Annotated in this window: 24 protein-coding genes; 14 read left to right on the top strand and 10 right to left on the bottom strand. The window is 73.6% G+C overall.

What is annotated here, in order from left to right; genetic code table 11:
* Window positions 1–518: 518 nt before the first annotated feature.
* Entirely contained in the window at window positions 519–1,208 is a 690-nt protein-coding gene (locus AB0D10_RS28895; RefSeq protein ID WP_360261886.1) for an alpha/beta hydrolase, read from the bottom strand.
* A gap of 32 nt (window positions 1,209–1,240) precedes the next feature.
* The gene (locus tag AB0D10_RS28890; protein ID WP_360261885.1) at window positions 1,241–1,363 is read right to left on the bottom strand and encodes a hypothetical protein; all 123 of its coding nucleotides are present in this window, start codon (window positions 1,361–1,363) and stop codon (window positions 1,241–1,243) included.
* A 734-nt stretch (window positions 1,364–2,097) separates the two neighbouring features.
* On the opposite strand from AB0D10_RS28890, the gene AB0D10_RS28885 reads away from it, so the two are divergent.
* On the top strand, window positions 2,098–3,666 hold the full coding sequence (locus tag AB0D10_RS28885) for a PQQ-binding-like beta-propeller repeat protein (RefSeq protein ID WP_360261884.1): 1,569 nt from the start codon (window positions 2,098–2,100) through the stop codon (window positions 3,664–3,666).
* Window positions 3,667–3,781: 115 nt separating this feature from the next.
* On the opposite strand, the gene AB0D10_RS28880 is transcribed toward AB0D10_RS28885, so the two are convergent.
* Window positions 3,782–4,309 (bottom strand): GNAT family N-acetyltransferase, encoded by a 528-nt coding sequence (locus AB0D10_RS28880; protein WP_360261883.1) that lies wholly within the window; start codon window positions 4,307–4,309, stop codon window positions 3,782–3,784.
* Between the two features lie 269 nt (window positions 4,310–4,578).
* Here AB0D10_RS28880 and AB0D10_RS28875 point away from each other — a divergent pair, with 269 nt between their 5' ends.
* Both AB0D10_RS28875 and AB0D10_RS28870 read left to right on the top strand, forming a co-directional pair.
* On the top strand, window positions 4,579–5,388 hold the full coding sequence (locus AB0D10_RS28875; RefSeq protein WP_360261882.1) for an alpha/beta hydrolase: 810 nt from the start codon (window positions 4,579–4,581) through the stop codon (window positions 5,386–5,388).
* A gap of 311 nt (window positions 5,389–5,699) precedes the next feature.
* Window positions 5,700–7,115, top strand: a complete 1,416-nt coding sequence (locus tag AB0D10_RS28870; RefSeq protein ID WP_360261881.1) for an alpha/beta fold hydrolase — start codon at window positions 5,700–5,702, stop codon at window positions 7,113–7,115.
* A 106-nt stretch (window positions 7,116–7,221) separates the two neighbouring features.
* Here the strand turns inward: AB0D10_RS28870 and AB0D10_RS28865 are convergent, their stop codons facing one another.
* Both AB0D10_RS28865 and AB0D10_RS28860 read right to left on the bottom strand, forming a co-directional pair.
* Entirely contained in the window at window positions 7,222–7,779 is a 558-nt protein-coding gene (locus tag AB0D10_RS28865; protein ID WP_360261880.1) for a hypothetical protein, read from the bottom strand.
* Window positions 7,776–8,918: a serine hydrolase domain-containing protein gene (locus tag AB0D10_RS28860; protein WP_360261879.1), complete on the bottom strand. Its 1,143-nt coding sequence runs from the start codon at window positions 8,916–8,918 to the stop codon at window positions 7,776–7,778. The genes AB0D10_RS28865 and AB0D10_RS28860 overlap by 4 nt, the downstream gene beginning before the upstream one ends.
* 205 nt (window positions 8,919–9,123) lie before the next feature.
* Here AB0D10_RS28860 and AB0D10_RS28855 point away from each other — a divergent pair, with 205 nt between their 5' ends.
* Window positions 9,124–9,699, top strand: a complete 576-nt coding sequence (locus AB0D10_RS28855; RefSeq protein ID WP_360261878.1) for a hypothetical protein — start codon at window positions 9,124–9,126, stop codon at window positions 9,697–9,699.
* 7 nt (window positions 9,700–9,706) lie between these two features.
* On the opposite strand, the gene AB0D10_RS28850 is transcribed toward AB0D10_RS28855, so the two are convergent.
* Window positions 9,707–10,180 (bottom strand): hypothetical protein, encoded by a 474-nt coding sequence (locus tag AB0D10_RS28850; RefSeq protein ID WP_360261877.1) that lies wholly within the window; start codon window positions 10,178–10,180, stop codon window positions 9,707–9,709.
* A 347-nt stretch (window positions 10,181–10,527) separates the two neighbouring features.
* Here AB0D10_RS28850 and AB0D10_RS28845 point away from each other — a divergent pair, with 347 nt between their 5' ends.
* A complete protein-coding gene (locus AB0D10_RS28845) occupies window positions 10,528–11,925 on the top strand; it encodes a pyridoxal-phosphate dependent enzyme (RefSeq protein ID WP_360261876.1) in 1,398 nt (465 codons plus the stop codon).
* A gap of 7 nt (window positions 11,926–11,932) precedes the next feature.
* Here AB0D10_RS28845 and AB0D10_RS28840 read toward each other — a convergent pair whose 3' ends face one another.
* Entirely contained in the window at window positions 11,933–12,763 is an 831-nt protein-coding gene (locus AB0D10_RS28840; RefSeq protein ID WP_360261875.1) for a TetR/AcrR family transcriptional regulator C-terminal domain-containing protein, read from the bottom strand.
* A gap of 161 nt (window positions 12,764–12,924) precedes the next feature.
* Between AB0D10_RS28840 and AB0D10_RS28835 the strand changes: the two genes are divergently transcribed.
* The 6 genes from AB0D10_RS28835 (at window position 12,925) to AB0D10_RS28810 (ending at window position 18,373) form a co-directional block, all read left to right on the top strand.
* Window positions 12,925–13,995 (top strand): ATP-binding cassette domain-containing protein, encoded by a 1,071-nt coding sequence (locus AB0D10_RS28835; protein WP_360261874.1) that lies wholly within the window; start codon window positions 12,925–12,927, stop codon window positions 13,993–13,995.
* Window positions 13,996–14,012: 17 nt separating this feature from the next.
* Window positions 14,013–14,816, top strand: a complete 804-nt coding sequence (locus tag AB0D10_RS28830; RefSeq protein ID WP_360261873.1) for an ABC transporter permease — start codon at window positions 14,013–14,015, stop codon at window positions 14,814–14,816.
* Between the two features lie 69 nt (window positions 14,817–14,885).
* Window positions 14,886–15,872, top strand: a complete 987-nt coding sequence (locus AB0D10_RS28825; RefSeq protein ID WP_360261872.1) for an aldo/keto reductase — start codon at window positions 14,886–14,888, stop codon at window positions 15,870–15,872.
* Between the two features lie 107 nt (window positions 15,873–15,979).
* The gene (locus tag AB0D10_RS28820) at window positions 15,980–16,594 is read left to right on the top strand and encodes a TetR/AcrR family transcriptional regulator (RefSeq protein WP_360261871.1); all 615 of its coding nucleotides are present in this window, start codon (window positions 15,980–15,982) and stop codon (window positions 16,592–16,594) included.
* A gap of 155 nt (window positions 16,595–16,749) precedes the next feature.
* Window positions 16,750–17,340 (top strand): DUF4188 domain-containing protein, encoded by a 591-nt coding sequence (locus tag AB0D10_RS28815; RefSeq protein ID WP_360261929.1) that lies wholly within the window; start codon window positions 16,750–16,752, stop codon window positions 17,338–17,340.
* A gap of 349 nt (window positions 17,341–17,689) precedes the next feature.
* Complete coding sequence (locus AB0D10_RS28810; RefSeq protein WP_360261870.1) at window positions 17,690–18,373, top strand: C39 family peptidase; 684 nt, start codon at window positions 17,690–17,692, stop codon at window positions 18,371–18,373.
* Window positions 18,374–18,426: 53 nt separating this feature from the next.
* On the opposite strand, the gene AB0D10_RS28805 is transcribed toward AB0D10_RS28810, so the two are convergent.
* Complete coding sequence (locus AB0D10_RS28805) at window positions 18,427–19,278, bottom strand: hypothetical protein (protein ID WP_360261869.1); 852 nt, start codon at window positions 19,276–19,278, stop codon at window positions 18,427–18,429.
* A gap of 283 nt (window positions 19,279–19,561) precedes the next feature.
* Between AB0D10_RS28805 and rpe the strand changes: the two genes are divergently transcribed.
* The 3 genes from rpe to AB0D10_RS28790 all read left to right on the top strand — a co-directional run bounded on the left by rpe (window position 19,562) and on the right by AB0D10_RS28790 (window position 22,025).
* The gene (gene rpe, locus AB0D10_RS28800) at window positions 19,562–20,245 is read left to right on the top strand and encodes a ribulose-phosphate 3-epimerase (RefSeq protein WP_360261868.1); all 684 of its coding nucleotides are present in this window, start codon (window positions 19,562–19,564) and stop codon (window positions 20,243–20,245) included.
* A gap of 145 nt (window positions 20,246–20,390) precedes the next feature.
* Entirely contained in the window at window positions 20,391–21,350 is a 960-nt protein-coding gene (locus tag AB0D10_RS28795; RefSeq protein WP_360261867.1) for a pirin family protein, read from the top strand.
* A 315-nt stretch (window positions 21,351–21,665) separates the two neighbouring features.
* A complete protein-coding gene (locus AB0D10_RS28790; protein WP_360261866.1) occupies window positions 21,666–22,025 on the top strand; it encodes a hypothetical protein in 360 nt (119 codons plus the stop codon).
* 303 nt (window positions 22,026–22,328) lie between these two features.
* On the opposite strand, the gene AB0D10_RS28785 is transcribed toward AB0D10_RS28790, so the two are convergent.
* Window positions 22,329–22,478: a hypothetical protein gene (locus AB0D10_RS28785; protein WP_360261865.1), complete on the bottom strand. Its 150-nt coding sequence runs from the start codon at window positions 22,476–22,478 to the stop codon at window positions 22,329–22,331.
* A 119-nt stretch (window positions 22,479–22,597) separates the two neighbouring features.
* Window positions 22,598–23,527 carry an NADP-dependent oxidoreductase gene (locus tag AB0D10_RS28780; protein ID WP_360261864.1) on the bottom strand — a complete coding sequence of 310 codons (930 nt, stop codon included), beginning with the start codon at window positions 23,525–23,527 and terminating at the stop codon, window positions 22,598–22,600.
* Between the last annotated feature and the right edge of the window lie 64 nt (window positions 23,528–23,591).

The following is a 23,591-nucleotide window of genomic DNA, read 5'->3' as shown; positions in this document are numbered from 1 at the left end:
CCGTGAGGCGCGGGGCCGGGGGGACGGTGAGGTGACGGGCGGATGAGCGCGATGGCGGCGGGGTGGCGCGACCCCCGGCGGGCCGCACGGATGTGACGTCGGGTCGATTGCCTGCGGGCGGCGCGGATGCGGACCACGGTGGAGACTCCCATCTCCGGCGGCTCGGACGGCCGCCGTTCGGTGACTCCAAGAGTGGTCGCCCGGGCCTCGATCGTGCATGTGCCGATCGGCAGGATTCACGGGGGAACGTCACCGGGGTGCCCTGCCGATGGGCACCCCTGTGCCGGGGGAATCCGTGTCCGGAGAACCCGTGTCCGGAGAAGCCGCGCCCGGGAACACCCTTCGTGAGGGGCCCGTTCCCGGGGCCCACACCCCCGGGACCCCGGCGAACGACCGAGTCCGTGCGCCGTGCACCCGGCAGGGGCAGCGTGCCGCCGGGCGCCCCGTCCGGGTACGGGTCGCGGAGCCCGGTCGGTGCACAGGGCGGTGCCCCGACCGGGGAGGGGTTTCCGAGCCCGCTACACCCGTACCGGGAGGCGGGTGCAGACCGCGCCGGTGGCCAGCGCGGCAGGTTCGGCCGCGAGCGTGGCGAGGGTGAAGGCGGTGGTGAGGGCGCTGACGGCGCGGGTCTCGCGGATCAGGTAGTGGTTGGCGCCCGGGATCTCGTAGCGGGCGAGGTCCGGGACGACCGGCCGGGCGCGCAGCGCGTACTCCAGCGACTGGGTGGCGTTGGCCGCGCTGCGGTCGCCGGTGCCGTGGACGATCAGCACCCGGCGTCCGGCCAACTGGTCGACCGGGTCGCCGCTGGGCAGCCAGGGGGCGATTCCGGCGACGCCGGCGACGGAGGGGTGGCCGGCGCACCAGAAGGCGGCGCGTCCGCCGAGCGAGTTGCCGATCAGGACCACCGGCGCGCCGTCGTACCGCCGGGCGAGTTCGTCGAGCGCCCAGCGGGTGTCGACGGCGGTGTCGGCGTCGTCGCCGTTCCAGCCGCTGTAGCGGTAGCGCAGCAGGTGCACGGCGAGGCCGTGCGGCCGGCCGCGTTCGGTGAGCTCGCCGGCCAGCTCCCGCAGGCCCAGCTCGGCGACCTTCAACGGCCCCCGGCGGCTGCGGAGGAACCCGCCGGGCAGCAGCAGGGCGACGCCGTTGACCGGCTCGTCCCCCTGTCGCGGGGTCAGCTCTGGTGTGCGCGGACGGTGCGCTCGGAACACGCGTGATCCTCCCTGGTGTGGACGGTCGGATTCTACGGTTCCGGTGACGGGTCGCGGTGCGCGAGCAGGGACCACGGCACCCAGCCGGTGACCCGGGGGCGCGTCACCATGACCTGGGCCCAGCAGGCGCCGAGCGGTGAGGTCCAGGTGTCCACGACCTCCACGACGTCCCCGCTTACCGGCCGGCTCCGATCTCGGGCGACCGTTCGCCGCCCGGTGTGACCGCCGCCGGGACGAGCAGGATCGCCAGGGAGATCACCGCCGCCGTCGCCCGGCCGATCACGGCCACGGGAGCCTCGGCGCGACGCCGTGCACGGGTGACGGCGCAGGTGTGAGGAGCGGAGGTGTGAAGAACGGAGGTGTGAGGAGCGGGGAGTCACGTACAGCAGAACGAGCCGCCCCTGCGGGCGCGTACTGCCGGGTGGCGAGGCTCACCCGGTCGGGCGATCAAGGGGCGGGGGTGCGGCGGCTCCGCGTCGCGGGTCGAGCTTTCCCCGTCCTCAACTGGGTTGTCGGTCAAGGCTGTTGGTGTGATCCCCCGCGGGCTGGCGGGCCGGTGAGCGGGTCGGCGGGACGGGGTGTGGGGCGACGGCGGGGCCGCGGTGGCCGGAGAGGCTGGGGTGGTCGGCGGGGCCGGGGTGGTGGGGATGGGGGGAGTGGCGGACGCGGACGGAAGTGGACGGAAGTGAAGGGCCAAGATTGGCCCGTGCTGGTCCGGCGCCGGGACCGCAGGAGGATTCGTGACGAACGCCTGATTCCGCGCCTCTCATGTGCAGGTGATGGCCGGGGTTTTCCCTGCTCTTTGTTTCGGATCATGGTGGGGCTCTGCGACGATCCGATGATCGTCGTTCTGTCGCGGTGGGCGGCGCGTCGCAGGGGAGAGACCGGCATGGCCGTTGGGCCCGAGGACAGCGTGGTCCGGGCGGGGTGGGGTGTCAGGTCCGCCTGGAACAAGGAGACCTGGATGGTGGTCTCCGGCGGGGTGCTGGGAGCCATGTTCGCGACCATGGGGCTGGCGGTGCTGTTCGGGCCCGGGAACGGGTTCGGCGGCGACAGCCTCGCCTACATGGGCATCATCAGCATCCTCGGGCTGATGCCGTGCGGTGCGGGCTTCGTCTGGGCACTGATCCACCCCCGGCGCGGGCTTCCGTCGGCAGCCCTGGGGGCACTGCTGGGGTTCGGAATATTCGTCCTCTTCGCCGGTGACGGCCTCAACGACTCCTGGAAGGCGCCACTGGACCGCCCGTCCACGACCCGCGCGCTGGGCAGTTGGACGGCGGGAGGCCTGGTCGTGCGGGTCCGGCCGGATCTGGTGGTGGCGTACCGCAGTGGCACCGGTGCCGTCGTCTGGCGCTGGTCGCCGCCGGGGAACGACTCGGTGTGCGCGATGAGCCGGGGGATCGGGCAGGGCAGGATCGGGCCGGGCGGGGCGGGACAACCCGGGGCGGGACAACCCGGGGCCGGCCAGGACGGTGCCGCGACCGGCGGCGTCGGGCTGATCGGCCACTCGCCGCACGACAAGCCGTGCGCGGCGGTGACCGCGCTCGACCTCGCCGACGGCCGTGAGGGCTGGACCACCGCCGTCGACGCACCCGCCCGGGACGGGGACGCGGCCGCACCGGACGTGGTCGTCGTCGCCGGACAGCAGGCCGTCCTGCAGGAGAAGGGCGGCTGGCGGGCGGTGCGGCTGACCGACGGCGGGGCCGTGTGGCGCACCGCGGTCGACGCCGGCTGCTTCCCGTTGCAGGTCGCGGGCGGGGCGGCGGACGTGGTGGCGGTGGCGCAGTGTGGCGAGGCGCCGCCGGTCCTGCGGTCGCTGGTGGCCGCGGACGGGCAGGAACGGTCGCGGATCGCGCTGCCGGTGGAGGGCGGGCTGAAGAACCTCGCGGTGGTGTCGGTCGACCCGCTCACGGTGTGGGTGGACGCCCAGGGCGAGCGCGGGACGCACGCCGTGCTCAGCTACGACCGGGCCGGGCGGCCGCGGGCATCGATCCCGGTCTCCGGGGAGGAGTACGACCTGGACGTCATGCTGGGCGGGCTGCACGCCTTCGACGAGTTCGACGCCCGGCCGCTGTTCGGCGGGGTGGTCGTGGGGGACCTGTTCATCGTGCCGGGGGAGAAGCCCGGGGACGTCAGCATCAGCGGCGGCAAGCACCCGAGCCGCAGCGCGACCGGGCGGCTGGTGGCCTACTCGCTCGCGGACGGCGGGCAGCGCTGGACGGCGGGGCTGGACGACCAGGTCACCGGCCTGGTGGTGGACGGGACGGCGGTGTGGGCGATGACCCGCACCAGGATCACCCGGGTCGACACCGCGACGGGACGGCGGAGCGCGGAGATGGACGTGAACGGGACGGCGTCGCTGTACCCGGTCGACCTGTCGGCGTCGGGGCCCGGGCGGTTCACGGTGGTGGCGGAGGACGGCACCCGGGACGAGCCGCCGGTGCGCGGGATGGGCTGAGCGTCGGGCGTTCCGTCGGCACCCGCACGAGCCCGCGCACCCGCGCACCCGCACCCGCGCCCGCTGGTGCTCGCGCCCGCACGCGCAGCGGCTGGGAGTGCGGGCGCGGCCCGTCCTACCGGGGGCCGTCGCGGAAGCCCGGGTAGCCCAGGATGAAGACCTTCTCGGCCGGGTTCCGGACGTAGGGGATCACCTTGCCGGTGTCCTCGAAGCCGAGCCGCCGGTAGAAGGCCAGCGCGCGCCCGTTGCTCTCGTTGACGCCGAGGGTCAGCCACCGCACGTCGATGTGGTCGCGCGCGTGGCGGATGGTCGCGTTCACCAGGTCGGCGGCGGGGCCGGCGGCACCGCGGTGCGCCGGGGCGACGTAGACGGCGTGGACGTGCGCGGTGTCGGGGACGTGCGGAATGGGTTCGACGCCGGCGATCCCGACCACGGCGCCGTGGTCGTCACGGACCGTGAAGGTGGCGCAGTCCCCGGAGGTGGCCTCGGCGGCGGCGTGCTGCTGCCAGTAGCCGTCGGGGCGGGCGGCCGCGTCGGCGTAGGACAGGCTGAAGGCGTCGGGTGAGTCCCGGAGCGCCTCCAGGGTGATCTCGCGGAGTTCCCGCCATTCCTCGGCGGCGATCCGGCGTACGGCGTAGTGCATGCGTCGAGCCTGGCATGGACGCCAGGCGGCGGGATCACGCGTGAGGATGATCTTCGGCCCGATCCCGTCCCGGTCCTCGGCCGGACCCCGGGTTCGGCCGTCATAACGGCCTGCATGACGGCCGTCATGACGGCCTGCATCACGGCCCTCGCGCACCTCCCGGAGGCCCGGTGGCGGGGTACTGCAGCCGCCCGGACCGGCGGATCTGAGCCTTCCAGGCGGTTGTGTCAGGCTGGTGGGGGAGCACCGCAGAGATCGGGAGGCTCGTGATGGCCGAGATCAGGGTGAACGGGGTGGCGCTGCACTACGAGGTCCGCGGCGAGGGACCCGGTGTCGTCCTGGTGCACGGCTCGTGGAGCGACGGGGACTCCTGGGCGCGGGTGGTTCCGGGTCTGGCGGAGTCCGCCACCACCGTCGTCTACGACCGCCGGGGGCACAGCCGCAGCGAGGACCCGCTCACCCAGGGTTCGGTGTACGAGGACGCGGCCGACCTGGCCGGGCTGATCCGGGAGCTCGGCCTCGCCCCGGCCTTCGTCTACGGCGACTCTTACGGCGCGCTGGTCACCCTCCGGCTCGCCTCCGCCATTCCAGACCTGCTCCGGGGGATCGCCGTGCACGAGCCGCCCGGCACCGGCATCCTGCTCGCCGACCCCGACCTGCGCCCGATCGGCACGGCCTTCGCCGACCGGATCGCCGCCGTCCGGGAGTTGCTGGAGCAGGCCGAGTCGGCCGCGGCCGCCGAACTGTACGTGGACAGCCTCGCCTACGGACCGGGCGCGTGGGAGCAGTTGCCCGCGCCCATCCGGCACACCTACATCCGCAACGCGCCCACCTACCTGGACGAACTGCGCGACCCGGACGCGCTCGACCTCGACCTCACCGGACTGGCTCGCTTCACCGACCCGGCGCTGCTCACGCAGAGCGACGACAGCGCGCCGATGTTCGGCGAGGTGCTCGACCTCATCGACCTCGCCCTGCCGAAGGCGGAGCGGCACCTGTACCCGGGCGGCGGCCACGCCCCGCACCTGTCGCGGCCGGAGGACTGGGTGCGGGTGGTCCTTCCGCGCGTGCTGGTGTGACGGACCGCGCCGCGGCACGCGGGAAGCGAGCCGGTGCCCGTGCGAGGCGGTCCGCCGCGTGCCCGGGTTGAGCCGCTGCCCGTGCGAGGCGGTCCGCCGCGTGCCCGGGTTGAGCCGCTGCCCGTGCGAGGCGGTCCGCGCCCGGGCCGTGCCGGCCACGACCGATCGGGGCGGTTTCGTCCGCCTTCCGGGGGACCAGGATTCGACCCTGGACGAATCCTGGTGTCCGTGCTCGCCATCGAAGTCTCCCGGGGCGCAGGCTACTTCCGTGACCGCGTCAGTACGGACGCGGTGCGAGCGGAAGGACGAACATGACGAGCACGCGCGGCCGTTTCGCCGCCCTGCTGGGTGCCGTCGCGGTGGTCGCCGGAACCACCCTGGCCACCCCCGCCGTCGCCTCCGGCGGCCCCGCCGCTGATGTCGTTGCCGCGGCCGACCAGGCCGGACCCGGCGGCGGGATCACCGGGCAGGCGCCCTGCCCGGACGCACCCGAGTTCACCTGCGGGACCCTCACCGTCCCGCTCGACCACAGCGGCGCCACCCCCGGCACCCTCGACCTCGCGGTGGCCGTCACCGGCAACACCAAGGCCCCCAAGGGCGACCTGCTGTTCCTCACCGGCGGCCCCGGCCAGCCCGGTGTCCCGCTGATGAAGCGGATCGCGGGCAAGATGGAGCCCGTCCTGAAGGACTACCGCCTGGTCATGTACGACCAGCGCGGCACCGGAGGCGGCGCGCTCCAATGCCCTGGCCTCCAGGAGGACATGGGCTCCTCCGACCTCTCCGCGCCCCGCAGGCAGTCCATCGCCGACTGCGCCGCCGCCCTCGGCCCGAACGCCCGCCACTACGGCACCGCGGACACCGTCGCCGACATCGACCTGTTGCGCCGCGCCCTCGGCGACCGGCGCCTCACCCTGGACGGCGTCTCCTACGGCACCTTCGTCGCCGAACGCTACGCCCTCGCCCACCCGGCGCACGTGGCCAGGCTGGTGCTCGACTCGGTGGTGCCGCAACAGGGTTACGACCCCCTGGACCTGGCCGCACTGCCCGCCAGCGCCCGCGTCCTGCGCGCCGCCTGCCAGGCCACCGGCTGCACCACCGACCCGGCCGCCGACCTCGCCGCCACCGTCCGGCAGTACGGCAACGGGGCGCAGATCCTGGACGCCCTCACCAGCTACGAGTTCACCGACCCGAACTACGGCGGTGTCGCGCAGGCCCTGCACGAGGCCGCCGCCGGGCAGCCGGCCAAACTCCAGGCCTTCATCGACACCGTCCACCAGGGCGACGCCGCCCCCGCGAACCTGCTCAGCCAGGGACTGCACGCCGCCACGGTGTGCGCCGACTCGCACTTCCCGTGGGGCACCACCGACACCCCGGTCGCGGGACGCGCGACGGCGCTGGAGCGCACCCGGCAGCGGCTGACCGCCGAACAGACCTGGCCGTACGACCCGGCGACCGCGACCGGCCTCGGCAGCCTGCTGGTCTGCCTGGACTGGCCGCGCGAGCAGGTCCCGCCGACACCGCCGGCGCACCGCAAGCTGCCGAACGTGCCGGTGCTGCTGCTCGGCGGCGACCGGGACCTGTCCACGCCCAACGAATGGCTGTACCAGCAGGCCGAGTCGGCGCACGACCCGCAGATCGTGATCGTGCCCGGGGCGGCGCACTCGGTGCAGACCCGGGCGGCGAACCCGGCCGGACGGCAGGCCGTGTACGACTTCCTGCTGAAGTAGCCGAAGTAGCCGAAGCAGTACGGGAGTTCGGGGAGCCGGCGGCGGTCCGTTCCGCACAGGGGACGGAACGGCCCGCCGCCGGCTCCGCTCCGCGGGCGGCCGCCGCTCAGCGGTCGCCCGCGCCCCAGCCGTCGTCGGGCAGGGTACGGTCCGGCTCGGGGCACTCGACGTGCTCGTAGCCCCACAGCATCGCCTTGTACAGCATGAACTCCTCCGACGGCGGCTCGTCGTAGGTCTCCCGGTTGGTCAGGACCAGCTCCACCCGGACCTCCTCGGCCGGCGAGAACATCAGGTTCTTCTGGTACGGGAGGTTCTCGTACGTCACGGTCTGCCAGGTGTGGCCGGAGGCGGTCAGCGCGGCCATCAGCTCGGTCTCGGTGACGCGGCTGCCGAGCGTCACCGATCCGCCGCCCGGTCGCGGGAGTTCGAGCTCGCCGTACCAGGCCGGCAGGGACAGTGAGTGCAGCTGCCGGCAGCGACAGAACACCGTCAGTACGTCGCCCCAGTTGAAGCCGTGCGGCCAGCGGTCGTCGCGGTGGATCCGGCCGCCGTCCCAGGGATCGCCGTAGTGGGCGGCGAGTTCGGGCAGCGAGGCGCCGTAGCGCAGCTCGCCGAGGCTGCCGGTGCCGGCCAGGCCGGTGAGGAGCGCGAGGAAGTCCGTCACCCCAGGCACCCGCGCACCGCGTCGATCAGGCGGGTCGCCCGGGCGTCGCCGTGGCCGATCATCCGGTTGGCGACGTAGCCGAAGCCGACGCCGAACTCGTCGTCACCGAACGCGAACTGGCCGCCGGCGCCGTCGTTGCCGAAGCTCCGCGCGCCGAGCAGCTTGCGGAAGGCGGGGGAATCGAGCAGGACACCGGAGCCCCAGCGGGCGCCCATGTCGAAGCCCAGGAAGCCCGCCCCGGAGGAGACTTCGCGCACCATCCCGGTGACCGTCTCGGTGGAGAGCAGTCGCTCCCCGCCGTCCAGGCCGGTGACCGCCGCCGCGCACAGGCCGGCCAGCCCGGTGGCGGAGGCGACGGCGCCCGCACCGGGCAGCTCGATCGCGTGCAGGGTCGGGTCGTTCCAGCCGTGCGGCGCGTCCAGGCCGGGGAAGACCAGTGCGCCGTTCATCGTCACGATCCGGGTCAGCAGGTGCTCAGGGCCGGGCATCGGGCGGCGGCCCTCCGCCTCCACCAGCCGCGCCAGGCGGGGGAGTTCGCTCTCCGGCAGACCGATCCGGACCGGCAGTCCGAGCGGGTCGGCGAGTTCCTTGTGCAGGAACGCGCCCGGGGTCAGGCCGGTGATCCGGCGGATCACCTCGCCGACCGCGAAGCCGAACACGTGGCCGTGGTACTCGTAGGCCGTGCCCGGCTCCCAGAGCGGCTCCTGCGCCTCGATCGCCCGGATCACCGGCTCCCAGGCGGCGATCTCCTCGAACGTGAGCACCGCGTCCAGCGCCGGGATGCCGGCGCGGTGGCCGAGGATCATCCGGGTGGTGACGTCCTGCTTGCCGTGCCGCGCGAACTCGGGCCAGTAGCGGGCGACCGGGGCGTCCAGGTCGAGCCGGCCCTGCTGGGCGAGCAGGTGCGCGGAGATGCTCACCGGGCCCTTGGCGCACGAGAACACCGGCACCACGGTGTCCTGCGTCCAGGCCCGGCCGGTGCGTTCGTCGGCCGTTCCGCCCCACAGCTCGACCACCTTGCGGCCGCCGGCGAAGACCGTGACGGCGGCGCCCAGCTCGGGGAAGTCGGCGAAGTTGCGCGCGAAGGCGTCCGCGACGGCGCCGAACCGTTCGTCGGCCCAGCCCTGGTACTGCTGCATGGTGTGGAGCCCCGTTCTGCCCTCAAGATCAACGACCGGACCACGCTACGGGAGCCGGACAGCTGGGACGAGGGAATTTCACCAGGTCGGGGCTGGTGGGGCGGGTGTGACAGACTCGGCGGCGATCCGGGAGGTGACGCGCCGCCGGTCCGGCGGAGGGTCGGCGTCCGTCCTGCGGATCCCGGTGATCGGAGGAGGAGGACGGGTGGCGGGGGTCGCGGTGGACCTGGAGGCGTTGACCGGGCGCTGGGAGCGACGGTGGCCGGGGAGCCTGCCGGTCGGACACGAGCTGGACGAGCGGGGGCGGGACGTCTGGGTGCGCTTCCACGGCCTGCCCGACTCCAAGCGCTACCCCGGCGACGAGCGCGAGTACGCGATCGTGCTGGAGCGCCACAACACGGTGCTGGACGAGCTGTTCGGCGGCGCGGAGCTGTACGTCATCATTCCGGCGTGGACCTCCGATCCGCCCGCCCCCGCCGCGCGCCCGGGAGCGACCCACTGGCGGACCTGGCTGCAGACCGACGATCCCGACCCGGCGTTCCGCACCTACGGTCACGCCTACGTCGAGCAGCTCCCGTGGCAGCGCGGTTGCCTGGACGGTCTGCTGCGCCAGGTTGCCGACGAGGAGGTGGCCGGCGTCATCATCACGGACACCGACCTGCGGCGCATCCACCACCCGTACGACGGCGGCGCGGACGTGTTCCTGGCCACGACGGCGGAGCGCGATCGGCTGAAGGCGCGGTACGCCGGTTGGTTGTCGCGACACCCGCAGGGATGGTGACCTGTCGTCAGTTCGTGCTCGACGGGCGGTGCGACCACGCCGCGACCCCCAGGGCCGTTCCGATACCGACGAAGGCGGCGGCCCCGGCCGGGACGACCCAGCCGGTGATCGGGTCGCCGCCCGCGGCGTGGCCGCCGTTCGCACCCAGCAGGGCGGTGAGCAGCCCGTAGGGGACCAACAGGGTGCCCGCCCAGGCGGGGACGAGCAGCAGGCGGCGGGGCAGGGTGCGGGCCGGTGGGCGCCGGGCCAGGACGAGCGCGAGCGCGACGCCCGCCAGCGCCAGGACGGCGGTGAAGTCGACGCCGTGCTGCTCCAGCCGGATCAGCGCGGCGGGTGCGCCGTTGCGCCGGAAGTCGTCCACCATCCGGTAGCCGTCGGCCAGTCCGGCGCGGCCGCCCGCCGCCCAGTACGACTTCAGCGCGATGTACGGCAGGGCGAGCGCGCCCGCCAGGGTGACGGCGTGCAGTCGGCGTCGGGTCATGTCCGGTCCTCGGGTGCTCCGTGGGGCTTTCGGTGCCCCAAGCCTGCCGGGGGCGGCCAGGGTTGCCGTCCTGCACGAGGAGGGGCCGTCTCCCCCGGGCGGGGGAAACGGCCCCGGGTGGGGTCGGCGCACGTCGGGTGGGGGAGGTGCCCGTCGGGACGGCTCGGCCGGACCGGGCCTAGCGGGGCGCGGGTGTGGGAAGGCTCGGTCGGTACGTCCGTCCACGCCGCACCGGATGCCCGGGGCGGCCCGCACGACCCGGGCAGCCGAACGGTCGGGTGGCCGGGGCGGCACGGACGGCGCGAATGACAGGGAAGGCCGGGACGGCCCGGATGAAGGAGCCCAGGATGACCGCAGTGCACGAATCCGTCCTCGACGCGATCGGCGGGACGCCGCTGTTCCGCCTCGCCCGGCTCGGCGCCGGTATCGCCGCGCCGGTCTACGCCAAGGCCGAGTTCCTGAACATCGGCGGCAGTGTCAAGGACCGCGCCGCGCTCTCGATGATCCTGGCCGCCGAGCGGGACGGTCTGCTGGAGCCGGGCGGGACGATCGTCGAGGCGACCTCCGGCAATACCGGCATCGGTCTGGCCATCGTCGGGCGGCAGCGCGGGTACCGGGTGATCGCGGGGGTGTCGGACCGGTCGGCGCCCGAGAAGTCGGACATCCTGCGGGCGTACGGCGCCGAGGTGGTGCTCGCCACGACCGCCGTGCCGCGGGAGGATCCGGCGCACCTGTTCAACGTGGCCCGTCGGCTCGCCGAGGAGGTCCCCGGCGCCTGGCTCGCGAACCAGTACGACAACCTGGCCAATCCTGACGCCCATGTCCGGACCACCGGCCCCGAGATCTGGGAGCAGACCGGTGGCCGGGTGACCCACTTCGTCGCCGGCGTCGGCACCGGCGGCACCGTCACCGGCACCGGCGGGTACCTGAAGCAGGCGTCCGGCGGTGCGGTGACCGTGGTCGGCGCGGATCCGGAGTCCTCCTCGTACGGGGGCGGGGACGGCAGCCCGTGGTTCGTGGAGAGCATCGGGCACTTCCTGCACCCCGGGACGATCGAGGACCGCCGGCCGCAGGCCTACCGCTCGGAGGTGGTCGACTCCTTCGAGCGGATCCCGGACCGGGAGTCGCTGCTGACGGCACGCCGGCTCGCCCGGGAGGAGGGCATCCTGGCCGGCCCGTCCTCGGGCACCGCGGTGGCGGCGGCGCTGCGGGTGGCGCGGCGGCTGGGCCCGGACGACCTGGTGGTCGTGCTGCTGCCGGACTCGGGGCGCTCGTACCTGTCCAAGGTGCACAGCGACACCTGGATGCGGGAGTGGGGCTTCCTGGAGGAGCCGGGGGAGACGGCGGTCCGGGCGGCGCTGGAGGCGGCGGATCCGCTGGTGGCGGTCCCCGCGGACGCGACCGTCGGCGAGGCGGTGGAGGCGCTGCGGGCTGCGCCGGGCGGTGTGGCGCCGGTGGCGCTGGCGCGGGCGGCGCGCCCGTTCGGGGTGAGTGCGACGGAGCTGATGGGCTCGGTGTCGCGGGAGGCGCTGACGGCGGCGCTCGCGGAGGGCGCCGCCAAGCCGGACGATCCACTGGGCGCGCTGGTGGGGCCGGCGCTGCCGACGGTGGGCGTCGGGCAGTCGGTGGCCGAGGCGCGGGCGGCGCTGGCGGGCCGGGCGGCCGGGGGCGGCCACCCGGCCGTCCTGGTGCTGGTGGACGGCCGGGTGGCCGGGGTGCTGTCGGGGGAGGCGTTCGCGGACTGACGCAACGTCAGATATCGCTCGTGGGGGCGAGGATGGCGGAGACCACCCGGTCCAGCGTGCGGTCGAAGGCCTTGTCCGGGTCGGCGGGCGGGCCGGCGGTCGCGAACGCCTGTGCCAGGTGCGGGAATTCGCCGCCGGCCGCCGCCCGGCCGAGGTAACCGATCAGCTCGGCCTGCCACTTGGCGCCCGCGGCGGCCGTCTGTTCGTACTGTGCGAACTGGGTGATGAACCCGTTGAACAGCGCCATCGCCTCCATCCGGGCCCCGCCGCCCAGGCCGGTGGGGGCGGTGACGGCCAGGAAGTGGTCGGTGTAGCGCAGCGCGTTGGGGCCGATGCTGGGTCGGGCCAGCAGCAGCGTGGGCAGCCAGGGGTGGCGGCGGGAGATGCCGAGCTGCTGGTGGGCGAGGTCGGCGAGGTCGGCCCGGACGTCGCCGCTCGGCGCGGCCGGCAGCCGGTACTCGCCGGCGACCGCGTCGAGCATCAGGTCGAGCAGGTGCTCTTTCTTCGGCACGTAGTTGTAGAGCGACATGGTGCCCGCGCCGAGCACGGCCGCGACTCGGCGCATGGAGACCGCGTCCAAGCCCTCGGCGTCGGCGATCCCGATGGCCGCGGCCGCGATCGAGTCGCGGCTGTGGGCCGGGCGCGGGCCGCGGCCGGTGCGTTCGGGGCGCAGCCAGATCAGTTCGGGGGCCTCGGGGGGCGTGGGCTTGGCCGGCCCGGGGCTGCCGGTCGCGGGCCAGTGGGGCTCCGGCCCGGCGGTCGCGGAACTGTCGGTCGCGGAACTGTCGGTCGCGGGCCCGCCGGTCGCGGGCCCGCCGGTCGCGGGACTGTCGGTCACGGGCCCTGCCTGGTCGGACGCGGCCGTGCTGGACGGCGTGGGCTTGCTGGACGGCACTGGAAGATCACCTCGCCCTCCCATCTTAGATACGTACGCCGTACGTAGTAGGGTGGCGTCCGCACACGCTTCTACGTACGCTGTACCTAGAGAAGGGCAGAGTCATGTCCGGCACCACCCGGCCCGCCATCGAGATGGCGGGCGTGGAGAAGCGCTTCGGCGCCACCGAGGCCCTGCGCGGCCTCGACCTCACCGTCCCGGCCGGCACCGTCTGCGGCCTCCTCGGCCCCAACGGCGCCGGCAAGACCACCGCCGTCCGCGTGCTCGCCACCCTGGTCGCCCCCGACCGCGGCGTCGCCCGGGTCGCCGGACACGACGTCGTCCGCGCCGCCGAGGACGTCCGCCGCGCCATCGGGCTCGCCGGGCAGCACGCCGCCGTCGACGAGGGCATCACCGGCCGCGACAACCTCCACCTGCTCGGCCGGCTGCACCGCCTCGGCGCCCGCCGGGCCCGGGCGCGCGCCGACGAACTGCTGACCCGCTTCGGGCTCGACGAAGCCGCCGACCGGCTGGTGCGCACCTACTCCGGCGGCATGCGGCGGCGCCTCGACCTCATCGCCAGCCTGGTCACCAGCCCGCCCGTGCTCTTCCTGGACGAGCCGACCACCGGGCTCGACCCGCGCAGCAGGCAGGAGATCTGGGACACCGTCAAGGAGTTGGCGGACGACGGCACCACGGTGCTGCTCACCACCCAGTACCTGGAGGAAGCCGACCGGCTCGCCGACCACATCGTGGTCGTCGACCACGGCGCCGCCATCGCCACCGGACCGCCGGACCGGCTCAAGGCGGCGATCGGCAGCCAGGTCTCCGTCACCCTGGCCGATCCGCGGCAACTCGCCTCCACCGCCGTCGTGCTGTCGGCGATGACGGGAGGTGACGCGCGGGTGGACGTCGCCGAGCGGACCGTCACGGTGCTGACGGCGCCGGGCGCTTCCGTCCTGCTGCCCTCGCTGGTGCGGGAGTTGGACGGTGCCGGGGTCGTCGCGGAGGACGTCGCGGTGCGGGCGCCGTCGCTGGACGACGTCTTCCTGGCGCTGACCGACCGTCCCGTCGGAGGCTCCGGTGCGCCCGGAGGGTCCGCCGGGGTCGCGGAACCTGCCGGGGTCGCGGAACCTGCCGGTTCCGTGGGGTCCGCCGGTGTCGCGGTGTCCGCCGAGGCCGGACGGGCCGCCTGATGGCCGCCATCGGGTCCGTGGCACCGCGCCCGTCCACCGTCGGCCGGCTGGTTTCCGGCACCTGGACGTCGATGCTCCGCATCCTGCTCAACTACCGCCACTCGCCGGGCCTGTTGGCCGCCTCGCTGGGCGTCCCGGTGGTCATGGTGGTGGTCTTCGGCTACGTCTTCGGCAGTGCCATGCAGGTGCCGGGCGGCGGTGACTACCGGGAGTTCCTGATGCCCGGGCTGTTCGCCATGGTCGCCACCAACGGCGTCATGCCCACCATGGTCGGCGCCGCCCGCGACGTCGGGCGCGGGGTCACCGACCGGCTGCGTTCCATGCCGGTCTCCCGCACCGGCCTGCTGCTCGGGCAGACCCTCGCCGACCTGCTGGTCAGCGTGGTCGTGCTGGCGCTGCTGGCCCTGGTCGGCCTCGCGGCCGGCTGGCGCGCCCGGCATGGACTCGCCGACGCGGCCGGGGCGTTCGCACTGCTCCTGCTCTTCCGGTTCGTGATGACCTGGCTCGGCACGCTGCTCGGCCTGGCCGTCGGCAAGGAGGAGGCCGCCGGTCAACTCTCCGTCGTGGTCTTCCCGGTGGCGATGATCACCAACGCCTACGTGCCGACCCTCGGCATGCCCGGCTGGCTGCGCTTCGTCGCCGACTGGAACCCGATCAGCTCCGTCGTCCAGGCCTGCCGGGAGCTGTTCGGCAACCCCTCGGCACCCGGTTCCGCCTGGCCCGTGCAGCACGCCGTGCTCGCCGCACTGCTCTGGAGCGCCGTGCTGCTCGCGCTCTGCATGCCGCTCGCCGTACGGAAGTTCGCCACGCACGGGCGCTGAGCAGGGCACTCCGGCGCGCCCGCGCAATGTGCTGGACAGGGCGGCCGGTGTGGTCTTGGGTGGGGCGCCATGGAGTACACCCACCTCGGCCGCACCGGCCTGACCGTCTCCCGCCTCTGCCTCGGCACCATGAACTTCGGCCCGCACACCGAAGAGGCCGACGCCCACCGCCTCATGGACACCGCCCACGAACGCGGCATCAACTTCTTCGACACCGCCAACGCCTACGGCCGCGACAGCGAGGGCAACCTCAAGGGCCGCACCGAGGAGATCATCGGACGCTGGTTCGCCCGCGGTGGCGGCCGTCGCGAGCGCACCGTCCTCGCCACCAAGGCCTACGCCGAGATGGGCGACTGGCCCAACGACGGCAAGCTCTCCGCGCTCGCCATCCGCAAGGCCGTCGAAGCCAGCCTGCGCCGGCTGCAGACCGACCACATCGACCTCTACCAGATGCACCACATCGACCGGGCGACGCCCTGGGAGGAGATCTGGCAGGCGATGGAGGTCCTGGTCGCCCAGGGCAAGATCGTCTACGTGGGCTCCAGCAACTTCGCCGGCTGGCACATCGCCCAGGCCCAGGAGGCGGCCCGCTCCCGCCACTTCCTCGGCCTGGTCAGCGAACAGTCGCTCTACAACCTGCTCGACCGCACGATCGAACTGGAGGTCGTCCCCGCACTCCAGCACTACGGCCTCGGGCTCATCCCGTGGTCCCCGCTGCGCAGCGGCCTGCTCGGCGGCGTCCTGCGCAAGGAGCGCGAGGGCACGCGCGGCCGCAGCGCCATGGGCTACGCGAGCGAACTCCTCGACAAGCACCGCGACCGCCTCCAGGCCTACGAGGACTTCGCCGACGAACTCGGCACCGACCCCGCGGACCTCGCCCTCGCCTGGCTGCTCTCCCGACCCGCCGTCACGGCCCCGATCATCGGCCCCCGCACCCCGGCCCACCTCGACGCGGCCCTCGCCGCGCTCGACCTCCGGCTCGACCAGAAGACCCTCGACCGCCTCGACGAACTCTTCCCGGGCCACCAGCCCGCCCCGGAGGACTACGCCTGGTAGGCGGCGCGGCCCCCGTGGTCAGGCCCCGGCCCGGCTGCTGGGCCTGGGCCTGGGCCGGACGGCCGGTGCGGGGACCGGCCCGCTCCGGCTGTGGTAGCAAGGCAGGCATGAGCGAGACGAGGGGCCGGGGGGCGTACCACCACGGGGCGTTGCCGGAGGCGCTGGTGGCCGCGGCGTTCGAGGTGCTGGACGAGCAGGGGCAGGAGAGGGTGAGCGTCCGGGAGGTGGCGCGGCGGGCGGGGGTGTCCGCGGGCGCGCCGTTCCGGCACTTCGCCGGCCGGCAGGCGCTGTTGACCGCGCTGGCGGACCGGGTGCTGGCGGACTTCGTGAGCTGGCAGGAGGCGCAGGTGGCGGCCGCCGGTGCGGACGGCCGGTCGGTGATGCGGACGATCGGCCTGGGCTGCGTCCGGTACGCGCTGCACCATCCGCGGCGGTTCGAGCTGGTGCGTTCGCGGGTGTTCGCGGCCTCGCGGGAGCCCGAGCTGCGGGAGCAACTGGAGGGGATCGACCGGGCGTTCACGGACCTGATCGTCGCGGACCAGGAGGCGGGCCGGTTGCGCCCAGGGGATCCGGCGCTGGTCGGCCTGGCCGGGCAGGCCCTGGTGTACGGGCTGGCGCAGATGATCGTGGACGGGTACCTGCCGGCCGGGAAGGCGGAGGAGGTGGCCGCGCAGGTGCTCGACACCTTCGGCCAAGGGATCGCCAACCGGCTTGTGCAGTAGTCGAATTGTGGCTGCGGCGAGCCTTGACCGGGTCATCGCACGCTGATGTAATCACCGCTTACATGGATGCGGGTTCCGGTGCGGGGGCACCCGCGGTCAGCCGTGGGGAGGCCGGGATGTCCACGGATTCGACGGGGAGCGGGTTCGTCCGCTCGATGTTCGCCAAACCGCTGCCGGGCTACACCACCGCCGCCGTCACCGGCGACACCGTGGTGCTGCTCATCGGCATGCGGATCAACCGGTTCTGGGCCGTGCACCACTGGGGCCCGGTGATGTTCGCGATGTTCCGGATGCTGTACGAGCTGCGCCGCGGCTCCGCGCGCGGCCGCGAACGCGGCCTCCTCGGCCGCATCCTGCTCACCGCCTCGCCGCGCACCTACTACGTCGTCCAGTACTGGGAGTCGAAGGAGAAGCTGTACGGCTACGCGAGCGCGCCGGACGGCTTCCACCACACCGTGTGGGGCATCGCCAACCGCAAGCTGCGGGAGGGCAAGGCCCGCGGGCACGTCGGGCTCTGGCACGAGACGTACATCGTGCCGGAGGGCGGCTACGAGTCGATCTACTTCGACATGCCGCCGTTCGGCCTGGCCGGCGCCACCGGTGCGCTCCCGGTCGAGGAGCGCGGACGCCACGCGGCCCAGCGGCTGGCCTACCGGTCGAGCGAGACCGGCGGCGCGGGAGACGCCGGCGGCGCCGGGAAGCGGGACGGGGACGTGGCCGTCGGGGACGGCGCGGCGGGCGCGTAGGTGGCGCCGACGGGCGAACCGGTGCCGTGATCGATCTCGGACTGAAGCTGGGCGGCCATCACCATCCAGACCACGAACGGGATCACGAACGCGATCCCCAGCACCACCGCCACCCCGCCGATTACGCCCAGCGCCGTCCTCTTCATGATTCCTCCCGCGTCCCGTGCCGCTCCCAGTCCTGCGTTGCTCCCAGCCTGGGTCGCTCCCGGCCTGGGTCGCTCCCAGTCCTGTGTCGCTTCTCGTCGGCGGCGTGATCACGTTAGGAGAACCCGCAGGTCGGCCGCCTGAGTACGGGTACTCAGGGAGTGTCGTGAGTCGGTCGGGCCGCCCGGCGTGAGAGCGTCGGGGGATGGTGGATCAGGGCAGCGCCGCGCGGCCGGTGCGGGTGGTGCACGAGGTGCCGTACCGGGCGCAGTGGGAGTCCCCGGAGCTGGTGCGGGAGATCGTCGACGGGCGGTTGAACGCGGCCGCCGACCCGCGCTGGGGGCAGTCCGGGGCGGTCGGCCCGGAGGAGTACGCGTGGTGGTCGTGGCGGCTGTGCGGGGTGGCCTGCCTGCGGATGGCGTTGGAGCACTGGTGGGGCGTGACGCCGACGGCGATGGCGCTGGCGGGCGAGTGCGTGGCGGCCGGCGCGTACGTGCGGGACGGTGAGAGCCTGCACGGGCTGATCCACGCGCCGTTCGCCGACTACGTCCGGCGGCGGTGGGGACTGGCCGCGCGGGCACGGGAGTTGACGCCCGAGGAAGTGTCGGCCGAGGTGGCCGGCGGGCGGTTGGTGATGGTGTCGGTGCACCCGTCGATCCGGGAGCCGGGCGGGCCGGAACCGGTGCGGCCCGGCGGCCACCTGGTGCTGGCGGTGGGCGCCACGGACACGGCGCTGCTGATCCACAACCCGTCCGGTTTCCCGGGGGAGTCGCAGTCCTTCGCGCGCGTGCCGTGGCGGTCGTTCGGGGCCTTCTACGCCGGGCGGGGGGTCGTGCTCGGCCCGCCCGAGCGCCGCGAGCCGCAGGTCGCCACGGGCCGCACGCCGTAGGGCGTCGGGTCGTGCGGGTCGTGCGGGCCGGGCGCCGCAGGGCCCCGGCGGCGCTACGGATTGTCCGGCAGACCCACCGGGTTGACCGGCAACTCGCTGCGACACAGCGCCGACATCGGCTTCAGCGCCGCCGCCAGCCGGTCGAGTTCGGCGCGCGGATAGTCCTCCCACACCCGGGCGGCGGCCAGATCGGTGGCGGCCTCCAGGGCCTGGTGACGGATCCGGCCGAGCTCGGTGATCGCGCCCCCGGCGGTCAGCCAGCCGCGCTCGACCAGGCGCTCCGCGGCTGCCTCCCACTCGGCGTCCGTCCACCCACGCAGCGGCTGCAGCGCCTCGCGCCGCACGTCCATCGCGCAGCGGACCACCAGTGCCTCGCAGCCGTCCAGCCCGGCCGCCACCAGCGCGGCCACGTGACCGTCCCCGCGGTGCTCGCGCATCACGGTCGCGGCCTGCCAGAGCCGCTCGTACACGCCGCTCGGCCGGGGCAGCCCGGCGTTCGCGGCGGCCAGCACCCGGCCCGCGCAGTCCAGCCGGGACGCGGCCTGCTCCAGGGTCTCCGCCACCAGCTCGACCTGCGCCCGGTCCACGTGCTCCAGCAGCCGGGCCAGCGTCGCCGCCGAGCCCTTCAGCCGGGCGGCCAGTGCCTCCTCCGGGCTCGCGTGCGACCACACCTCCGGCAGGGCGCGTTCGACCATCGTCGGGGAGAAGCTGAAGAACGCGGCGACCACCGGTGCCGCGTCCACCGCGCCGAGCGGGGCCGAGCGGCTCGCGAAGTAGCTGTGCAGTCGGCCGTGCAGCCCGGCCTCCTCGAAGGCGGCGCGGCCCTCGGGCAGGAAGTAGGTGACGGCGTGCACCGGCTCGAAGAGCCACCACAGGGCGCGGGCGGGGTGGACGAGATCGGCCATCGAGGGACCTTCCTCGGACGGAGCTCCGGGTGGGAGCGGGAGCTCGGCTGGTCGGGACGGCCCGGCGGGCGCCGTGACGGTCCGTGGCCCGGACCGCTGCGGCGGGTACGAGGACCGCTTCAAGGGCTGATGACCACGGTGACGGCCCCGGTAACCCCGGACGGGGTGTGATGACGGTCACGCGGGGGTCGCGCGTGCGGTCGGCGGTCGCACGGCACGAGATGATGGGGCGAGGCGCCCGTACCCGGGGAGCCCCCCAGCCCTCATGTGAAGGTAGTCGGTCATGGCCCAGATCAACCCCAGCATCCTGTCCGCGGACTTCGCCCGGCTCGCCGACGAGGCCGAGGCCGTCCGGGGTGCCGACTGGCTGCACGTGGACGTCATGGACAACCACTTCGTGCCCAACCTGACCCTGGGCGTCCCGGTGGTCGAGTCGCTCGCCCGCGCCACCGGCACCCCGCTCGACCTCCACCTGATGATCGAGGACCCGGACCGCTGGGCCCCCCAGTACGTCGAGGCCGGCGCGGGCTCCGTCACCTTCCACGTCGAGGCCGCCGCCGCGCCCGTCCGGCTCGCCCGCGAGATCCGCGCCAAGGGCGCCCGGGCCTCGATGGCGCTCAAGCCCGGCACCCCGATCGAGCCGTACGAGGACCTGCTGCCCGAACTCGACATGGTGCTCATCATGACCGTCGAGCCCGGCTTCGGCGGCCAGGCGTTCCTGGACATCATGCTGCCGAAGATCCGCCGCACCCGGGAGCTGATCGCCAAGCACGACCTGGAGCTGTGGCTGCAGGTGGACGGCGGCGTCGCCGCGAGCACCATCGAGCGCTGCGCCGAGGCGGGCGCGGACGTGTTCGTGGCCGGCTCCGCCGTGTACGGGGCGGAGGACCCGGCGGAGGCGGTCCGCAACCTGCGCGACCTCGCCGACCGGACCTCGGCGGACGCCTGGTGGTCCTGCCGGCACTGAGGCGCTGCGCCCCGGCGGGAGCGGCTCGGGGTCGGACGGCCGTCGGATGGCCGGGCGTGAGTGGAGGAACCTCGGACCGTGATGGATGATCGGTGACGACGGACCCCTCTCCGCCCGGCCTTCCTCGTACGGTGGTGGAACCGCGATGAGCAACCTCGACCTCAAGCCCACCCCGACCGCCTGCGGTCGCGAGGCCAGCACCGGACCGGTCCGAGATCTCCTGACGGCCCGTCAAGTACAGCTGGGCGGAAGCACGGTGGTCCGCCGACTGCTCCCCAACCTCGGCCGCCGAATGGTCGGCGCCTGGTGCTTCGTCGACCACTACGGGCCCGACGACATCGCCGACGAACCCGGCATGCAGGTCCCGCCGCACCCGCACATGGGCCTGCAGACGGTCAGCTGGCTCCACCAGGGCGAAGTGCTGCACCGCGACAGCCTCGGCAGCCTGCAGACAGTCCGGCCGTACGAACTGGGCCTGATGACCTCCGGCCGCGCGATCTCCCACTCCGAGGAGTCGCCGCGCCCGCACGCCCGCCACCTGCACGGCGCCCAGCTCTGGGTCGCCCTCCCGGACGCCCACCGGCACACCGCCCCCGCCTTCGAACACCACCCCGACCTGCCCGTGGTCACCGCCCCCGGCCTGCGCGCCACCGTCATCCTCGGCACGCTCGACACCGCCACCTCGCCCGGCACCACCCACACCCCCCTGGTCGGCGCCGACCTCGCCCTCGCCGAGGGCACGGACCTCCGGCTCCCCCTCGTCCCCGACTTCGAGTACGCCGTGCTCGCCATGTCCGGCCGCCTCGACGTCGACGGCGTCCCCGTCGAACCCGGCTCCATGCTCTACCTCGGCTGCGGCCGCCCCCACCTCCCCCTCCACGCCCGCACCGACGCGGCCGTCCTCTTCCTCGGCGGGGAACCCTTCGACGAGAAGATCGTCATGTGGTGGAACTTCATCGGCCGATCCGGCGAGGAGATCGCACAAGCACGAAACGACTGGGAGAAGGGTTCCCGGTTCGGTGAAGTGCACGGCTACGACGGCGGCCGACTGCCCGCTCCGGCGCTGCCCGACATCCCGCTGAAGTCGCGCGGACGGGTGCGCTGACCTGCGGTAACGTGCGGCTGGACGGGCTGCTCTGCTGCTGGCGGCCGCCGTGCCGGGGCGGCCGATCCGCTGCCTGTCTGGTGCCCGCGCCCCAAAGGGCTTGTCGTGCTCGGGGAGGGCCTGCCGAGTCACCCTGCCGGGCCCCTCCACCAAGGCAGCCGCGGTGTCGATCAGGGCCCGCCCGGCTTGTCGCGTCACTCGCCCTTGTTGGACGGCGGATGTGATCCGTGTGCAGCTGTCGAACACCTCAAGGTGTGCGGCCCGCAGGTCCTCCTCGAGGACGCCGTCGGCCACGAGGGCACGAACACCAGTCGCGTGAGCGTTCAAGAACGAGTAGGCCTGGAAAATAAGTTGTATGAACCGTTGGCGATCGCACGCGGTGCGGGCGAGGACGTCGTACATGGCGAACGTCAGGCCGCAGCCATTGGAACCGCGAACTCCAAGGAGACTTTCGAGCTCGTCTCGGCCCGCAGCGTCGAGTTCGACCAGATCGGCGGAGGAATGGAAGATCAACGCCTGTTGGAGAAGAACGTCTGCGACGTCCTCCGGATCGGCTGCGGTGTCCAACTGGCTCGTTGCCCGTGCCAGCCAGCTGATCTCGCCCAGGACTTCTGTGGCTCTGTCGAGTTGATCCTGCGCCTGGGCGGCCAGAGTCTGCGCAACAAACGGCGATGACGCGCTGATGGCTCCCAGGAAGGTGCGAAGCATCTGCTCCATGGTTTCGACGACCCGACGCACCGCCCGGGCTCGTGCCAGTTGGGGGCGCCGGAAGGTGGCCCCGATCTCCTCGCGGAGTCCGATCAGCGCGCCGACCGAGTTCTGCAGAAGGCCGGCTGCTCCCTTGGTGCCGACGGCTACGGCCTGTGCCGCAGCGAGGAAGGAGTCAAGCCATGCGGCGACGTCATCGAGCAGTCCGGTGCGTAGCACTGGCGGGTTGTGGGGTGGTCGGCAGATCCGCCCCGTCGACGGTCATCCGGGTCACCGTGTCGTCACCCCGTTCGAGAAGTAGGTCACCACCTTGTCGTCCTTCCGGAAGGGGGTGGCGACGCCCGCAGGCTTTCGGCCGGCGGGGACACGGTGCACGATCTCCCCCTGTGGGTTGAGCATGAGCAACGTGTCGGTGGTCATGCTGGTGACCGCGATGCTCCCGCTGTCGGCGTACCCGCCACAGTGCTCAGCCGCGTACACGTGAACGTGCCCACCGAGTCGTGGCTGCGGGAGCCGGCCACCGGTTGCGGCCGTCGGTGTCAGGGGATGATGACGACCTTGCCGCGGATCCGGCCGGCTTCGCTGAGGCGGTGGACGTCTGCGAGGTCGGCCAGCGGGTGTGACGCGCTGATGTCGAGGGTGACCTCACCTGCGTCGACAAGCTCCACGAGTGCCGCCAGCTGCACCACGTCGTTGCGGGCGACCATGTGCATCGCGCTCACCCCGGCATCGGCGGGTGGCTCGATGGGGGTTGCGATCGAGACGATCCGCCCGCCAGGCCGGACCGCAGAGGCGAGGGCTGTGGCGTCGTGTGGGCTCAGCGGTACGAGGTTCAGCAGAGTGTCCACTGGACCGTCGAGCGCGGTGGCGACCGGCCCGGCGGTGTAGTCGATCACGTCATCCGCCCCGTGCCGCCGGACTGCCTGGTTGCTGCGGGCGCTGGCCGTGGCGATCACCTCGGCCCCGGCGTGCTTGGCGAGCTGGGTCACGAAGCCACCGACCCCACCCCCCGCACCGTTGACCAGCACCCGCTGGCCGGCGACCACCTTCCCGTGCTCGAATACCGCCTGCCAGGCCGTCAGGCCCGCCACCGGCAGGGCTGCGGCGTGCGTGAGAGGAACGGAGGCCGGTGCCGGGACCAGCAGTGCACCCGGCGCCCGAACGTACTCGGCAGCCGCGCCGGCACCCTCCAGCCGCCCGACGACCCGGTCGCCGACGGCGAAGCCCTCGGTCCCCGGGCCGATCTCGGCCACCGTGCCGGCGGCGTCCCACCCCAGCGTGTAGGGGAGGCCCACGGGCAGGAACACCTGCAGCAGCCCGGCGCGCAACGCGACCTCGGTGGGGTTGAACGAAGTCGCCGCGATGCGGACGAGCACTTCACCGGATTCGGGTCGAGGCCGCGGAACGTCGTCGTAGCGGATCACGGACGCATCGCCGAACGCGTGGATACGCGCGCTCTTCATCTTCATGCCGTGAACCTACGGCCGTCCATGGAGACGATCCATGCGCCAGGGTGCCCTGTTCATGCGCGTG

Source organism: Kitasatospora sp. NPDC048545, from assembly GCF_040651155.1.
In the GTDB taxonomy this organism is placed as follows: domain Bacteria; phylum Actinomycetota; class Actinomycetes; order Streptomycetales; family Streptomycetaceae; genus Kitasatospora.
This window is presented reverse-complemented; position numbering and strand designations above follow the sequence as displayed.

Coding starts and splice junctions, on each gene's coding strand:
- AB0D10_RS28885 (WP_360261884.1), top strand. CDS start 2,098: ATGGCCGTTGGGCCCGAGGACAGCGTGGTCCGGGCGGGGTGGGGTGTC.
- AB0D10_RS28880 (WP_360261883.1), bottom strand. CDS start 4,309: ATGCACTACGCCGTACGCCGGATCGCCGCCGAGGAATGGCGGGAACTC.
- AB0D10_RS28875 (WP_360261882.1), top strand. CDS start 4,579: ATGGCCGAGATCAGGGTGAACGGGGTGGCGCTGCACTACGAGGTCCGC.
- AB0D10_RS28870 (WP_360261881.1), top strand. CDS start 5,700: ATGACGAGCACGCGCGGCCGTTTCGCCGCCCTGCTGGGTGCCGTCGCG.
- AB0D10_RS28860 (WP_360261879.1), bottom strand. CDS start 8,918: ATGCAGCAGTACCAGGGCTGGGCCGACGAACGGTTCGGCGCCGTCGCG.
- AB0D10_RS28850 (WP_360261877.1), bottom strand. CDS start 10,180: ATGACCCGACGCCGACTGCACGCCGTCACCCTGGCGGGCGCGCTCGCC.
- AB0D10_RS28845 (WP_360261876.1), top strand. CDS start 10,528: ATGACCGCAGTGCACGAATCCGTCCTCGACGCGATCGGCGGGACGCCG.
- AB0D10_RS28835 (WP_360261874.1), top strand. CDS start 12,925: ATGTCCGGCACCACCCGGCCCGCCATCGAGATGGCGGGCGTGGAGAAG.
- AB0D10_RS28825 (WP_360261872.1), top strand. CDS start 14,886: ATGGAGTACACCCACCTCGGCCGCACCGGCCTGACCGTCTCCCGCCTC.
- AB0D10_RS28820 (WP_360261871.1), top strand. CDS start 15,980: ATGAGCGAGACGAGGGGCCGGGGGGCGTACCACCACGGGGCGTTGCCG.
- AB0D10_RS28815 (WP_360261929.1), top strand. CDS start 16,750: ATGTTCGCCAAACCGCTGCCGGGCTACACCACCGCCGCCGTCACCGGC.
- AB0D10_RS28810 (WP_360261870.1), top strand. CDS start 17,690: ATGGTGGATCAGGGCAGCGCCGCGCGGCCGGTGCGGGTGGTGCACGAG.
- AB0D10_RS28805 (WP_360261869.1), bottom strand. CDS start 19,278: ATGGCCGATCTCGTCCACCCCGCCCGCGCCCTGTGGTGGCTCTTCGAG.
- rpe (WP_360261868.1), top strand. CDS start 19,562: ATGGCCCAGATCAACCCCAGCATCCTGTCCGCGGACTTCGCCCGGCTC.
- AB0D10_RS28795 (WP_360261867.1), top strand. CDS start 20,391: ATGAGCAACCTCGACCTCAAGCCCACCCCGACCGCCTGCGGTCGCGAG.
- AB0D10_RS28785 (WP_360261865.1), bottom strand. CDS start 22,478: ATGACCACCGACACGTTGCTCATGCTCAACCCACAGGGGGAGATCGTG.
- AB0D10_RS28780 (WP_360261864.1), bottom strand. CDS start 23,527: ATGAAGATGAAGAGCGCGCGTATCCACGCGTTCGGCGATGCGTCCGTG.